Source organism: Runella sp. R0.1_18 (genome assembly GCF_057652155.1).
On the sequence record NZ_JBYFCK010000004.1, the window covers coordinates 559,105 to 572,154 of the forward strand.

Annotated in this window: 17 protein-coding genes; 4 read left to right on the forward strand and 13 right to left on the reverse strand. The window is 45.5% G+C overall.

What is annotated here, in order from left to right:
- Window positions 1–185, forward strand: a 185-nt coding sequence (locus AC23P2_RS10245; protein WP_487773095.1) for a hypothetical protein, incomplete at its 5' end; no start/stop codon positions are given.
- A 114-nt stretch (window positions 186–299) separates the two neighbouring features.
- Here AC23P2_RS10245 and AC23P2_RS10250 read toward each other — a convergent pair.
- Entirely contained in the window at window positions 300–854 is a 555-nt protein-coding gene (locus AC23P2_RS10250) for an REP-associated tyrosine transposase (protein ID WP_487773096.1), read from the reverse strand.
- An 88-nt stretch (window positions 855–942) separates the two neighbouring features.
- Between AC23P2_RS10250 and AC23P2_RS10255 the strand changes: the two genes are divergently transcribed.
- On the forward strand, window positions 943–1,161 hold the full coding sequence (locus AC23P2_RS10255; RefSeq protein ID WP_487773097.1) for a hypothetical protein: 219 nt from the start codon (window positions 943–945) through the stop codon (window positions 1,159–1,161).
- 114 nt (window positions 1,162–1,275) lie between these two features.
- On the opposite strand, the gene AC23P2_RS10260 is transcribed toward AC23P2_RS10255, so the two are convergent.
- Window positions 1,276–2,205, reverse strand: a complete 930-nt coding sequence (locus tag AC23P2_RS10260; protein ID WP_487773098.1) for an AraC family transcriptional regulator — start codon at window positions 2,203–2,205, stop codon at window positions 1,276–1,278.
- 216 nt (window positions 2,206–2,421) lie between these two features.
- Between AC23P2_RS10260 and AC23P2_RS10265 the strand changes: the two genes are divergently transcribed.
- Together AC23P2_RS10265 and AC23P2_RS10270 are read left to right on the forward strand one after the other, a co-directional pair.
- Window positions 2,422–3,945 carry an aldehyde dehydrogenase family protein gene (locus AC23P2_RS10265; protein ID WP_487773099.1) on the forward strand — a complete coding sequence of 508 codons (1,524 nt, stop codon included), beginning with the start codon at window positions 2,422–2,424 and terminating at the stop codon, window positions 3,943–3,945.
- Between the two features lie 2 nt (window positions 3,946–3,947).
- The gene (locus AC23P2_RS10270; RefSeq protein WP_487773100.1) at window positions 3,948–4,292 is read left to right on the forward strand and encodes a DUF779 domain-containing protein; all 345 of its coding nucleotides are present in this window, start codon (window positions 3,948–3,950) and stop codon (window positions 4,290–4,292) included.
- 30 nt (window positions 4,293–4,322) lie between these two features.
- Here AC23P2_RS10270 and AC23P2_RS10275 read toward each other — a convergent pair whose 3' ends face one another.
- The 11 genes from AC23P2_RS10275 to ilvA form a co-directional block, all read right to left on the reverse strand.
- Window positions 4,323–4,685, reverse strand: a complete 363-nt coding sequence (locus AC23P2_RS10275; protein WP_487773101.1) for a VanZ family protein — start codon at window positions 4,683–4,685, stop codon at window positions 4,323–4,325.
- Between the two features lie 5 nt (window positions 4,686–4,690).
- Window positions 4,691–5,764 carry a 3-isopropylmalate dehydrogenase gene (gene leuB / locus AC23P2_RS10280; RefSeq protein ID WP_028522076.1) on the reverse strand — a complete coding sequence of 358 codons (1,074 nt, stop codon included), beginning with the start codon at window positions 5,762–5,764 and terminating at the stop codon, window positions 4,691–4,693.
- A gap of 53 nt (window positions 5,765–5,817) precedes the next feature.
- Window positions 5,818–6,204 (reverse strand): GxxExxY protein, encoded by a 387-nt coding sequence (locus tag AC23P2_RS10285; protein WP_487773102.1) that lies wholly within the window; start codon window positions 6,202–6,204, stop codon window positions 5,818–5,820.
- Window positions 6,205–6,236: 32 nt separating this feature from the next.
- On the reverse strand, window positions 6,237–7,754 hold the full coding sequence (locus AC23P2_RS10290; protein ID WP_487773103.1) for an alpha-isopropylmalate synthase regulatory domain-containing protein: 1,518 nt from the start codon (window positions 7,752–7,754) through the stop codon (window positions 6,237–6,239).
- 5 nt (window positions 7,755–7,759) lie between these two features.
- Window positions 7,760–8,356 (reverse strand): 3-isopropylmalate dehydratase small subunit, encoded by a 597-nt coding sequence (gene leuD, locus AC23P2_RS10295; protein ID WP_487773104.1) that lies wholly within the window; start codon window positions 8,354–8,356, stop codon window positions 7,760–7,762.
- Window positions 8,357–8,411: 55 nt separating this feature from the next.
- Window positions 8,412–9,815: a 3-isopropylmalate dehydratase large subunit gene (gene leuC, locus AC23P2_RS10300; RefSeq protein ID WP_487773105.1), complete on the reverse strand. Its 1,404-nt coding sequence runs from the start codon at window positions 9,813–9,815 to the stop codon at window positions 8,412–8,414.
- A 184-nt stretch (window positions 9,816–9,999) separates the two neighbouring features.
- On the reverse strand, window positions 10,000–10,842 hold the full coding sequence (locus tag AC23P2_RS10305) for a helix-turn-helix domain-containing protein (RefSeq protein WP_028522070.1): 843 nt from the start codon (window positions 10,840–10,842) through the stop codon (window positions 10,000–10,002).
- Window positions 10,843–10,882: 40 nt separating this feature from the next.
- Window positions 10,883–11,101 (reverse strand): hypothetical protein, encoded by a 219-nt coding sequence (locus tag AC23P2_RS10310; protein ID WP_487773106.1) that lies wholly within the window; start codon window positions 11,099–11,101, stop codon window positions 10,883–10,885.
- Window positions 11,091–11,444, reverse strand: a complete 354-nt coding sequence (locus tag AC23P2_RS10315; RefSeq protein WP_487773107.1) for a HepT-like ribonuclease domain-containing protein — start codon at window positions 11,442–11,444, stop codon at window positions 11,091–11,093. The genes AC23P2_RS10310 and AC23P2_RS10315 overlap by 11 nt, the downstream gene beginning before the upstream one ends.
- On the reverse strand, window positions 11,425–11,742 hold the full coding sequence (locus AC23P2_RS10320; protein ID WP_472491545.1) for a nucleotidyltransferase family protein: 318 nt from the start codon (window positions 11,740–11,742) through the stop codon (window positions 11,425–11,427). The genes AC23P2_RS10315 and AC23P2_RS10320 overlap by 20 nt, the downstream gene beginning before the upstream one ends.
- 14 nt (window positions 11,743–11,756) lie before the next feature.
- Entirely contained in the window at window positions 11,757–13,040 is a 1,284-nt protein-coding gene (ilvA, locus tag AC23P2_RS10325; RefSeq protein WP_487773108.1) for a threonine ammonia-lyase, read from the reverse strand.
- Between the last annotated feature and the right edge of the window lie 10 nt (window positions 13,041–13,050).

The window sequence follows — 13,050 nt, forward strand, 5'->3', positions numbered from 1 at the left end:
AGTGCGTTTCGGGACGGGTGTGGTTTTGCGTTGTTTTTCCGACGCCACTATTCAGTAAGTGCGTCGGAGACGCTAAGCCTTTTTTCGCCCCAAACTGGAATTTAGGGCGGGCTGGCGCTCGTCCCGAACTGCGTTTCGGGACGGGTGTGGTTTTGCGTTGTTTTTCCGACGCCACTATTCAGTAAGTGCGTCGGAGACGCGAATCCTTTTTTCGCCCCAAATTTGAATTTGGGGCGGGCAGGCACTCGTCCCGAACTGTGTTTCGGGATGGGTGTGGAATAGCGTCTCCGACGCCACGTTCAGCCATAAATGCTAGTAATGTCAAGAAGTCCTTTTTTCCCTACATAATTTCTTGCAGAGCTATATAGATATTCTTCGGGATACTCTACAATGGCTGCTCTTACTGGGTTTTGATGAATGTAGTTTAGTTTTTGTTCAATGTATGCAAATGAAAAACATTCTTTGGCATGATTTCCCGCTTGCCAAAATTGATACTTCTCGTGGCTAGATTTATATTTTGCATTCCATTCAAACTTATGCATTAACCACTCTCTACGGCTTTCATTTTCAAGTTGAACAGCTTCGAGGAGGCGATTGGCGGTGAATCGCTTGAAGTCTCGCATAATGTCACCTAATAACTTTCCCTCTTTGGCTTGAACCAGTAAATGAAGATGATTACTCATCAAGACCCAACCATACAGCATTAGTCCTTTATGAGACTGACAATAACGTAGGGAGTCCACGATGATGTCTTTGTAGATTGGTCGAGTAAATACATCTACCCAATCCACAACGGTTGACGTTAGAAAATACACTTCTTCAGGATTTCGAATGTAGTATTTGCTTGAGGCCATCGTTTACGATATTCTTGGTTTACTATCGTAAGGTCGGCGAAATAGAGAGATGAATTTTAAAATATCCTAGAAGATTTTTTGGAATGAGTTGATTGTTAATGTTTTGGGAGGTTTTGTGCTTTGTGCTCGTCCCGAACTGTGCTTCGGGACGGGTGTGGTTTTGCGTCTCCGACGTCACTATTCAGTAAGTGCGTCGGAGACGCGAAGCCTTTTTTCGCCCCAAACTGGAATTTGGGGCGGGGCGCTCGTCCCGAACTGTGCTTCGGGGCGGGTGTGGAATAGCGGCTCTGAGGCCAATATTCTGTAAATGCGTCGGAGACGCGAATCCTTTTTTCGCCCCAAACTGGAATTTGGGGCGGGGCGCTCGTCCCGAACTGCGTTTCGGGGCGGATGTGGAATAGCGTCTCTGACGCACTTTGTTTTACGCCGCAGACCGATTTTTAAGCTGATTTGATTTTTCCTTGAACTCACTGGGAGAAAGGTTTTTCTTTTTCTTAAAAATACGGCAGAAGTACGAAAAGCTATTGAATCCACTGGCCATAAAAGCTTCTTTGACGCTCATTTTAGGGTCACGAAGCAGACTTTCTGCTAATTTTAGACGCTCTTCGATGATAAAATCAATGGGAGTAGAACCCGTCTCGTGCTTAAACGTACGGTAAAAATTCGACTCACTCATGTAGGCTTTTTCACTCAGCAACTCAATGGTAAGGTCTTCGGTGATATTTTCCCGAATGAAATTAAGTATAAACGAAATGCGGTCGTTGTTGGGTTGGGTGTAAGACTTTTTAAGGTAAATACTCTTAGATTCAGTTTGCAAAATGCGGATGATAAGCTCTTGGAGCAGCATATCGGCAAAAATATCTTTAGAGGGGTGGTTTTCGGTGAAAATAAAAATAAGCCGCTGGAGGATTTGGTTGATGGCAATGTCGTTGGTAAAATGATAATTATAATCGGTCATGCTCCATTCCTTTCCATTTTGTTTCAACCCACGTTCATTGAGCAAATTGACGGCCTGTTGGAGTTTGGCTTCGTTGAAGGCCAACGCTAGGCACTGCGTAGGGTTTTGTTCGGAGGCTTCGGGAAAATCAATACACATCAACTCGTTGGAAGGCAAAATCACTGATTCCCCTGGCAAAAACCCGAACGAAGGTGTATTCTGAAGGTGCATAATTTTCTTACCACGTATCATACTTGCCAACACTGGTTCGCGAAACTGCAACATCACTTGCGCAGCCTTTTGATGCGTCTCAAAAATGTTGAGTTCTGCATTGTTAAGCGTATGCAGGGTACGATTTTCTACCAACGTTTCGAGGCGGCGGTTTTGATAATGCAAGGGATTCAACTCAACCATGGGTATGTATTGCTAAAGAATTTGTTGTATTAATTCTTAAAATCATACTAAAAGTACTTCAAAAACGCATACAATGGTAGTATAGTACAACAGTTGATAGAATAGTGCAATCAGTTGATAGTATAGGGAAAATAGTGGGCAGGATAAGTCAATCAAATGTAATTTTTTGAAGGTTGTTTTGTGCAAAATCTTTTTGAAACACAAAGCCCTTAAACGATGTCAACTGTAATCACCCAACAAAACAACTTGGTGGCGAAGCCCATCTTTAAAACACACTATGATAACTTCATTGGCGGACAATGGGTCAGCCCTGTCAAAGGCGAATATTTTGAAACCACCTCACCCGTTGACGGACAGGTATTTACCAAAGTAGCCCGTTCGACCGAAGAGGACATAAATCTTGCTTTGGATGCTGCTTGGGTCGCCGCTCCGCAGTGGAATAACAGCTCGGTGACGACGAGAAGTAACATTTTGCTAAAAATTGCGGATGCGATGGAGGCAAATTTAGAACTATTGGCAAGCGTAGAAACGTGGGACAACGGTAAGCCAATTCGCGAAACCAAAGCCGCTGATTTGCCCTTGGCGATTGACCACTTTCGCTACTTTGCAGGTGTAATTAGGGCCGAAGAAGGTTCGGCTTCGGAGTTGGATTCCAATACGTTATCGCTGATTGTGCACGAACCGCTTGGTGTGGTTGGGCAAATCATTCCTTGGAATTTTCCGTTATTGATGGCCGCTTGGAAAATTGCACCAGCACTGGCCGCTGGAAACTGTGTAGTCTTGAAACCTGCCGAGCAAACGCCCGTGGGAATCATGGTGTTGGCTGAATTGATTCAAGATTTGTTGCCAGCGGGTGTACTGAACATCGTCAACGGCTTTGGCATTGAAGCAGGTAAGCCATTAGCCTCTAGCCCTCGTATCAATAAAATTGCGTTTACGGGCGAAACTACAACTGGGCAGCTGATCATGCAGTATGCTTCCAAAAATATCATTCCTGTTACACTTGAATTGGGAGGGAAATCACCAAATATTTTCTTCAAAAGCATCATGGATGCCGACGACGAATTCTTCGATAAGTGTTTGGAAGGAGCAACGATGTTTGCCCTCAATCAAGGGGAAGTATGTACGTGTCCGTCGCGAATTTTGGTGGATGAATCTATCTATGACGCCTTTATTCAGCGCGTAGTTGAGCGTATTAACGCCATTAAGCTGGGACACCCGCTTGATCCAAGTACAATGATGGGAGCGCAAGCATCTAACGACCAATACCAAAAGATTCTGCATTACATCGACCTCGGAAAAGAAGAAGGGGCAGAGTTGTTGGCGGGCGGTGGCGCTGCTTACAACGAAGGACTTGAAGGTGGATATTACATCAAGCCAACATTGTTCAAAGGCAACAATAAAATGCGTATTTTCCAAGAAGAAATTTTTGGGCCAGTGGTATGCGTAGCCACCTTCAAAACGGAAGAGGAGGCGATTGAAATTGCCAATGATACACTTTATGGCCTCGGTGCAGGAGTATGGACGCGCGACACCCACCAAGCCTACAAAGTAGCGCGTGCGGTGCAAGCGGGTCGTGTGTGGGTAAACTGCTACCATGCGTATCCTGCTCATGCGCCGTTTGGTGGGTATAAAAAATCAGGCATTGGCCGTGAGACGCACAAGATGATGTTAAATCATTATCGTCAGGCCAAAAATATGCTGATTTCGTACGATAAGAACAAGTTAGGGTTTTTCTAGGTATGTCCAGAATCGCAATAACGGAGGCGGCGGAGCGGGTCATTGACACGCTCCGCGCCAAGTATGGCGCATTGATGTTTCATCAAAGTGGCGGCTGCTGCGACGGGTCAGCGCCCATGTGCTTTGAGGTAGGGGAGTTGATGTTGAACGAAACCGATATAAAGCTGGGAGAAATCCACGGCTGTGATTTTTACATGTCGCGCGACCAGTTTCAGTATTGGAAACACACGCATTTAACGCTCGACGTAGTGTCAGGGCGGGGTGCTAGTTTTTCGTTAGAAATACCGATGGGAGTACGTTTTATTATTAAGTCGAGGTTATTACAACCTCACGAGGTTGGTTTTTGAAACCTATGAGGTTTATTTATTCGCTTTGATTCAAACCTCATAGGTTTTGGTATATTTCCAAATCAAGTGCGCAATAGGCACCGCGACGACTACCCCAACCGCATCGGCAAAGGCGTCATACAAGTCGAATGTGCGGCCAATGGGCATCACATATTGCCATACTTCAATAAATAACCCGTATAGACTTCCGCTGATAATTACCCACCAAGGGTTAGGTTTAGCCCAATACCAAAGCGCGCCCAAAATACCAAATGCTCCAAAATGGTGAAGTTTGTCAGAACCCATTCCATCGGGCATTTCTTGACGTGGAATAGAGCAAAGCCCCAAAATAACCACCGTCCAAACGATGGCTAGGTGGGGCTTTGATAGTATATTTTTAACGGTTCGAACCATCAATCCTACAAATGCTTCAGCAACTCAGCGCCCATGGCGTCGGTGCCTAGGATTTTGTCGGCTGGGGTTTCGCTGTTGGCGATGTCGCGCGTGCGGAAACCGTCTTTTAATACTTTATCAACCGCTGCGATGATGGCATCTGCTTCGGCTTTTAGGCCAAAGGAAATATCCAACAACAACGCGGCAGAAAGTACAGAAGCCAACGGATTGGCTACGCCTTTGCCCGTAATGTCGTGCGCCGAACCGTGGATAGGCTCATAAACGCCCGTGCTATCGCCTACCGAGGCCGAAGCCAACATACCCATCGAACCTGCGATTTGGCTTGCTTCGTCGGTCAAAATATCTCCGAAAAGGTTACCCGTTACCACTACGTCAAAACGGCGTGGGTCTTTGATAAGCAACATCGCAGCAGCGTCAATGAACTGATGCTCAACTTCTACATCTGGATATTCGGGAGCGATTTTTTGAATTACTTCACGCCACAAACGGCTCGATTCCAAAACGTTGGCTTTATCAACCGACATCAATTTTTTGCTACGTGTACGAGCCGCTTCAAATGCTTTACGGGCAATACGCTCTACTTCGTATTTGCTATAAATCATGGTGTCGTACGCCGTGTTTCCGTCGTCGAGGCGCTCGCGTTTTCCAAAATACACGTCGCCCGTCAATTCGCGGAAGAAGAGAATATCGCTGCCTTTTAGGATTTCGGGCTTGATACTTGAGGCTTCCAACAATTCGTCGAACAGCTTGATAGGGCGGAGGTTGGCGTACAAACCAAGTTCTTTACGCATTTTCAACAAGCCCTGCTCTGGACGTACTTTCGCAGATGGGTCGTTGTCGTATTTTGGGTGACCTACGGCGCCAAACAAGATAGCGTCCGAAGCGCGCATTTTTACGAGGGTTTCTTCAGGAAGCGGGTCGCCCGTGGCTTCGATGGCGACGTGGCCGATGAGGGCTTCGTCGTAGGTAAATTCGTGGCCGAATTTTTCGGCGATACGGTCTAGTACTTGTTTACCAACCGTGGTAACTTCTTGCCCGATTCCGTCACCGGGTACGATAAGGATGTGTTTTTTTGCCATTTTATTCTTTAGGTCACAGAGTTACACTGAGTTTTGCACAGAGGTTCACAGAATTATAAAATCAATCTTTTGATTCCCTCTTTTAAGCTTTTTACATTAAAGTTTAATAGAAGTCCTAATCTGTAATTGCCTAATTTTAAATAGGTTAAAACCTGTGCAGTGTGTAAATCATTAAGTGATTCAACTGATTTTAACTCAACTACAATTTTGTTCTCTACCAGCAAATCCAGCCGATAGCCTTGATCTAATCTAATTTCTTCAAAAACTAGGGGCATAGGCTTCTCTTTTTCTACCGATAGCCCATTTTTTGTCAAACGATAGGCTAAACATTCTTTATAAGCACTTTCTAAAAGGCCAGGGCCAAGCGCAGAATGTACATCGAAGGCTTGCTTCAGAATAATCTGAGAAAGCGCGTTTAACTCTGTGATACTCTGTGCCATAAACTCTGAGAAACTTTGTGTCCTATAAAAAATTAAAGCGAAATCAAATTCAGCATTTTTTGCGTGGCTTTGATGGCCGAAACCGTTTGGTCAGAGTCTAAGCCTCTGGTCTTGAATTCTTTACCGTTCCAGTTCCACGTAATGACCGTTTCGCAAAGGGCATCGGTTTTCCCACCCGTTGGGATACGGACGGCGTAGTCGGTCAACAAAGGAAGTTCAAGGCTTTTCTTGGCGTAAATCTTCTTCAATGCATTCATAAACGCATCGTACTGACCGTCGCCTTGCGCGTTTTCTTCAAACGTCTCGTCCTCAATTTTGAGTTTTAGCGTAGCCGAAGGGCGAAGGTCTTTGGAGTGCGTCAGGACATAATTGAGAATCTCAATCTTGAACTCAATCGCATTGGTGTCCAATACGTCCGAAATAATGTACGGAAGGTCCTCTTGCGTCACTACTTCTTTGCGGTCGCCGAGCTCGATGATACGCTGCGTTACTTTCTTGAGGTCTTCGTCAGAAAGCTTAATGCCCAATTCGCGCAGGTTGTTCTCGATATTGGCCTTGCCCGACGTTTTTCCCAAAGCATACGAACGTTTCCGCCCGAAACGCTCAGGCATCAATTCGTTGAAATAGAGGTTGTTTTTCTTGTCGCCGTCGGCGTGAATTCCTGCGGTTTGGGTAAACACGTTGTCGCCCACAATAGGCTTGTTCGCAGGGATGCGTAACCCAGAGAAGGTTTCGACAATCTTACTCACCGAAAACAACGATTCCTCCACTACGCCCGTTTCCACTTCTGGCATAAAGTCTTTCAATACCGCAATGGCACTGGCCAAGGGGGCATTGCCCGCTCGTTCGCCCATGCCGTTGACGGTCAAGTGCAACCCGTGTGCGCCTGCCCGCACGGCTTCCATGACGTTGGCAATGCCGAGGTCATAGTCGTTGTGGGCGTGGAAATCGAAGTGATGATTGGGATAGCGTTCCACAATCGACTTGATGTACGAATACGATTCGGCAGGAGTAAGTACGCCTAATGTATCGGGAAGCAGCACCCGTAGAATGGGCTGAGTGGTTAGAAAATCAAGAAATTGAAATACATATTCGGGTGAATTGCGCATTCCGTTGCTCCAATCTTCGAGGTAAACGTTGGCCGAAATTCCTTTCGATTGGGCTACTTCGATTACTTTTTGGATGTCAGCAAAGTGCGCTTCGGGCGTTTTTTTGAGTTGGTGCGTCAAGTGATTAAGCGACCCTTTGGTAAGGAGGTTCATTACTTTCGCTCCCGATTCAAGCATCCAATGAATAGACGCTTCGCCGTCCACAAACGTAAGTACTTCTACTTTGTCGATATAGCCGTTTTCGTTCGCCCACTTCGTGATTTTTTGGACCGCTTTCAATTCTCCCGCCGATACCCGTGCCGAAGCAATTTCGATACGGTCCACGTTGACTTCCGTAAGTAGCAACTGCGCCAAAGCGAGTTTCTCCGAAGCCGAAAAAGACACCCCGCTGGTCTGTTCACCGTCGCGGAGTGTCGTATCCATTATTTCGATGTATCTCATAGAAATTAGTAAGGCCGAGCGGCTTCAAATACACCGATTTCCTCTTTCATAGCTTGTAGATAGTCGATATCGTCGTAGCCATTGATGAGGTTGTGTTTTTTGTAGCCGTTGATGTCAAATGACTCCGATTCGCCCGTCGCAACAATCGTGATGGTTTGTTCAGGAAGGTTGACCGTCAACTCTGCGTTGGCATCTTTTTCGATGGATTGGAAAATTTTATCCAAAAACTCAGGCGTTACCGTCACGGGTAAAATCCCTACGTTGATGGCGTTGTTTTTGAAAATATCTGCAAAGAAGCTGGATACTACACAACGGAATCCGTAATCGTAGATAGCCCAAGCAGCGTGCTCACGGCTCGAACCGCTTCCGAAGTTACGGCCGCCTACTAGGATTTTACCGCTGTACAAAGGATTGTTTAAAACGAAATCGGCCTTAGGCGTATCGTCGCCGTTGTAGCGCCAATCGCGGAACAGGTTGTCGCCGAATCCTTTACGCTCAGTGGCTTTCAAGAAACGAGCGGGGATGATTTGGTCAGTGTCCACGTTTTCCAACGGAAGAGGCACTGCCGAACTGGTTAGTATGGTGAATTTATCGTATGCCATGATGAATGATTATTAGACCCTTACAGGGTGACAATGTAATTTATGCGTAATAGAACTACAAAAACTCCCGTGGGTCAGTGACTTTACCTGTAATAGCCGCTGCCGCAGCTACCAATGGGCTGGCCAATAACGTACGCGCTCCTGGGCCTTGACGACCTTCAAAGTTACGGTTAGAGGTACTCACGGCATATTTACCCGCAGGAATTTTGTCGTCGTTCATCGCTAAACAAGCAGAGCAGCCTGGTTGGCGCAATTGAAAACCTGCTTCGGTCAAAATATCCAAAATACCTTCTTCTTGGATTTGGGCTTCTACAATGTGTGAACCTGGTACCAACCAAGCCGTCACGTTGTCGGCTTTTTTGCGACCTTTTACGACCGAGGCAAACGCGCGGAAGTCCTCAATACGTCCGTTGGTGCAGCTTCCCAAGAAGACGAAATCAATGGCTTTGCCTAAAATGCTTTCGTCTTCGGCAAATCCCATGTAGTTCAACGACTTAGCGTATGAAGCGGCTCCGTCAAGTACATCGGCAGCTTTCGGGATGTGTTTGGTAATACCCGTTCCCAAGCCAGGGTTGGTTCCGTAAGTAATTTGGGGCTCAATGTCGGCCGCGTCGTAGGTGTATTCCAAGTCAAACCCAGCGCCTTCGTCGGTTTTGAGAGTTTTCCAGTACGCAACGGCATTTTCCCAAGCTTCGCCCTTTGGAGACTGCTCACGCCCGTTTAGGTATGCAAAAGTTTTTTCGTCAGGGGCAATCATACCACCGCGCGCACCCATTTCAATCGACATGTTACAAACCGTCATACGGCCTTCCATGCTCATGTTTTCAAACACATCTCCAGCGTATTCTACGAAGTAACCCGTAGCACCACTGGCCGAAATTTGAGAAATGATGTACAAAACCGCATCTTTTGGAAGGACACCTTTCCCCAATTGACCATTGATAGTAATGCGCATTTTCTTGGGTTTTGGCTGCATGATACACTGCGACGCCAATACCATTTCTACTTCCGATGTACCGATACCAAATGCGATTGCTCCAAATGCGCCGTGGGTAGAAGTGTGTGAATCACCACAAACAATGGTCATACCTGGAAGGGTGATACCGTTTTCTGGTCCAACTACGTGTACAATCCCGTTCTTCTGGTGACCTAAGCCCCAGTGTGAAATGCCGTATTTGGCGGTGTTGGTTTCCAACGCCTTGAGCTGATTGGCCGAAAGTGGGTCAGCCACAGGCAAGTGTTGGTTGATGGTAGGGGTGTTGTGGTCGGCCGTCGCAAACGTACGGTTAGGAAACAACACGCCAATACCTCTGCTTTCCAAGCCCAAAAACGCTACTGGGCTGGTTACTTCGTGAATAAAGTGGCGGTCGATGAACAATACATCGGGGCCGTCTGCAATCTTGCGGACAACGTGTGCATCCCACACTTTGTCGAAGAGAGTTGTTGGTTGGTTTGACATATCAATTTGAGATTAATGCAATGGGAGAATAATACGTTACAAAATTGCGAGATTCCCTTCAAAGTGACATGACGCCCTTCGCTCAAACAATAGCGATTTTAGCTCTTTGTGGATATTTGACCCAATTTAATACTTTGATAGACGACGATTAATTGGTTATTTTTGCAAAAAGCTAGCTGTGGGGTTACTTATTTCTCTTCGGGGTTTCCCCGTATTTCTCTTTGTAAGCTTTAATAAAATGGGAAACACTCTCATAGCCAATTTCCATACTAACTTCGGATACGTTTTTATTGGCGTTTTTGAGTAAAAAAGCCGCTTGTTCGAGGCGTTTTTGTTTAATCCAATGCGCTGGAGAGGCGTGAAATTGGGCTTCAAATTCGCGTTTGAAGGCTGACAAACTTCGGCCTGAAAGATGGGCTAATTCGCTTATCGTAAGCGGTTTCAGATAGTAGTTGTTGAGCAGGTATTCTAAGTCTGTTTTTTGCCCTTTGTAAATATTAAACAAGATGGTTTTGAGCTGATTGGAGCCGTCGATTTCCAACAAGTGAAGCAGCAGCTCCTGAAACTTGAGTCGTAGAAACTGGTTCAAGTAGGGCGTTTGTGAGTTGAAATAGGGAAAAAGGGAATCAATGAACTTTTCAAAGGCCGAAGAGGATTGTAACGCCAAAATAGGCTGAGGGTTTTCGACGTCTGCTTTGTCGAACAACGATTGATTTTGGCTTACAAACTCTTTCAGTAGCTTTTCGTGAAAGAAAAAAACAAGGCTGCGGTAATCGCTTCCGATGGATTCGTTCATGGAATAGCAGCCCCGTTGGAAAAATAAAATTTGTCCTTTGCGCACGTGCAGGTCTTGGTTGGGGGAGATAAACTTCTTTTCTCCTTCCAGTACTACAACGACGGCGTGTTCTTCAAAGAAAATCTCGTTACGCTCGGGATACACGTCGCTTCGGTAGGCCACAAAAGTCGTGTCCTGAATTTTCAGAGACTGAAACTGTTGGGCGCTGATGGAAGAAGGGACGCGAAGCATGGGGGAAAGTTAATCGTTATTTGTTAACCGTTAACCGAGGTTAGTTTAACGCGCCGCCATCTTTCAGCGCCTGGTACTCATCGCCGATGGCTTTGTACTGAGAGACCAAAAACTTCTGTAACTCTTCATTGAACACTTTTTTGTCGTCATCAGACAACGTGTCGTACAAATCTTTCAACTCTTGGTTGATGGCCGCCTTTTCGGCTTCGTCGCGGGCATTGATGGCGCGCACGTGGTATTTTCTGAAATCAAAGTTCATTCGTTCTTTCTTGTTCGAGTATAATATCAATCCATTCTTTTGCAGTTGGCACTTCTTCTTGAATCGCATCCCAAACCAAACTATAATCCACTTGAAAATATTGGTGGATAAGCACATCACGAAGTCCAGCCATACTTCGCCATTCAACTTCGGGGTATTTATAACGAATTTCGTCAGGTACTTTTTTTGCTGCTTCGCCAATAATCTCTAGACTTCGTAGAAAGGCTCTACTGATAAAATCGTCGTTGAGGAACGTTTCATAGTCTATTCTTTTGCTATTACTGACTAAAAAATCTAATTCCTTTTGGATATGCTCCAAGTATTCAATCAGTGAAGGAGACATATTCTATTTCTTTTTCGATTTCACGTTGTACAAAAGGGGCAATACCTTCCCAAGTAAGTAAGTCTATTCTTCGTTGAGTTACTTCCTCTAAAAGAGTCGCAAGTTTTATTAAATTTTTATATTTCTTCATGTCCTGTTTAAATTCCACCAAGAAATCAATATCGCTTTCATGGTTCTGTTCATTGCGTACAAACGAGCCGAATAAGCCCAAACGAACAGCCCCAAATTGCTGAATACTGGTTTTGTATTGACTGATAAGGTCAAATAATTGAGCTTTATTTTGTACTGGATTTTGCATGATTTTAACCAATTTTATATCAAAAACTCAAACAAATCAGGTTTATTGTTGATGTACTCAAACTGAATATTGTGCTCTTTCATACGGGTCAAAAGTGGCTCAAAATCTTCTTTGTTTCTCAGTTCGATTCCTACCAAAGCAGGGCCTCGTTCACGCGCGGTTTTTTTAGAATATTCAAAGTGAGCAATGTCATCGTTGGGGCCGAGCACGTGGTTTAAAAACTCTTTGAATGCGCCCGAACGCTGCGGAAAGCGAATAATAAAGTAGTGTTTTAAGCCTTCGTAGAGGAGCGAACGCTCTTTAATTTCTTCAGTGCGCGTGATGTCGTTGTTGCCGCCTCCAATCAATAACACCACATCTTTGCCTTTAATTTCGTCTTTGATTTGGTCAAGTGCGGCTACGGTAAGCGCTCCTGCGGGCTCAACCACAATGGCTTCTTCGTTGTACAGTTGCAAAATCGTGGAACAGACTTTCCCTTCGGGAATGAGTAAAATATCGTCCAAGTTTTTGCGACACACCTCGAATGTATGCTCTCCTGCACGCTTCACAGCGGCTCCGTCCACAAACTTATCAATGTTGTCGAGCGTGACGACGTGCCCTTCTTTTATGGCCGTGTGCATCGTGGGAGAGCCTACGGGTTCTACCCCAATGAGCTTGGTAGCTGGACTAAGTTGTTTAAAAACGGTAGTCACCCCCGAAGCTAGTCCACCGCCACCGATGGCAAAAAGTAAGTAGTCAATTTTAAAATCTGCATCGCGGAAAATTTCCAAACCCACAGTGCCTTGGCCTTCCATCACCTGCACGTCGTCAAAAGGGTGAATGAACGTAGCGGCGTGTGCTTCACAAAAGTGCTTCGCAGCGTGATAAGCATCATCGTAGGTGTCGCCGTGGAGGACAACCTCAATCTGGTTTTTTCCAAACAACTTCACCTGTTTTACTTTTTGAGCAGGGGTCGTACTTGGCATAAAAATCGTCCCGCGTACTTGCATCTTATTGCAAGCATAGGCTACTCCTTGCGCGTGGTTTCCTGCACTAGCACATACGACTCCTTTTTCGAGGGCTTCGGCCGATAAACTGGCCATTTTGTTGTACGCTCCCCTGATTTTGTACGAACGAACCACTTGCAAGTCTTCTCGCTTGAAATAGATATTGGCTTCGTATCGCTCCGAAAAGTTGAGATTAAGCTCTAAATCAGTGTGTTTGGCGACTTTACGAATGCGTTCGGCAGCTTGTAATATATTGTCGAACGTCGGAAAATCGGCATTTTTGGCTTTATGTTTGTCGGGTGCAAGGCTCATAGAAATAGAT

Excerpts from the sequence above, each read along its gene's own strand:
- AC23P2_RS10250 (WP_487773096.1), bottom strand. The coding sequence starts at position 854 with ATGGCCTCAAGCAAATACTACATTCGAAATCCTGAAGAAGTGTATTTT.
- AC23P2_RS10260 (WP_487773098.1), bottom strand. The coding sequence starts at position 2,205 with ATGGTTGAGTTGAATCCCTTGCATTATCAAAACCGCCGCCTCGAAACG.
- AC23P2_RS10265 (WP_487773099.1), top strand. The coding sequence starts at position 2,422 with ATGTCAACTGTAATCACCCAACAAAACAACTTGGTGGCGAAGCCCATC.
- AC23P2_RS10270 (WP_487773100.1), top strand. The coding sequence starts at position 3,948 with ATGTCCAGAATCGCAATAACGGAGGCGGCGGAGCGGGTCATTGACACG.
- AC23P2_RS10275 (WP_487773101.1), bottom strand. The coding sequence starts at position 4,685 with ATGGTTCGAACCGTTAAAAATATACTATCAAAGCCCCACCTAGCCATC.
- leuB (WP_028522076.1), bottom strand. The coding sequence starts at position 5,764 with ATGGCAAAAAAACACATCCTTATCGTACCCGGTGACGGAATCGGGCAA.
- AC23P2_RS10285 (WP_487773102.1), bottom strand. The coding sequence starts at position 6,204 with ATGGCACAGAGTATCACAGAGTTAAACGCGCTTTCTCAGATTATTCTG.
- AC23P2_RS10290 (WP_487773103.1), bottom strand. The coding sequence starts at position 7,754 with ATGAGATACATCGAAATAATGGATACGACACTCCGCGACGGTGAACAG.
- leuD (WP_487773104.1), bottom strand. The coding sequence starts at position 8,356 with ATGGCATACGATAAATTCACCATACTAACCAGTTCGGCAGTGCCTCTT.
- leuC (WP_487773105.1), bottom strand. The coding sequence starts at position 9,815 with ATGTCAAACCAACCAACAACTCTCTTCGACAAAGTGTGGGATGCACAC.
- AC23P2_RS10305 (WP_028522070.1), bottom strand. The coding sequence starts at position 10,842 with ATGCTTCGCGTCCCTTCTTCCATCAGCGCCCAACAGTTTCAGTCTCTG.
- AC23P2_RS10310 (WP_487773106.1), bottom strand. The coding sequence starts at position 11,101 with ATGAACTTTGATTTCAGAAAATACCACGTGCGCGCCATCAATGCCCGC.
- AC23P2_RS10315 (WP_487773107.1), bottom strand. The coding sequence starts at position 11,444 with ATGTCTCCTTCACTGATTGAATACTTGGAGCATATCCAAAAGGAATTA.
- AC23P2_RS10320 (WP_472491545.1), bottom strand. The coding sequence starts at position 11,742 with ATGCAAAATCCAGTACAAAATAAAGCTCAATTATTTGACCTTATCAGT.
- ilvA (WP_487773108.1), bottom strand. The coding sequence starts at position 13,040 with ATGAGCCTTGCACCCGACAAACATAAAGCCAAAAATGCCGATTTTCCG.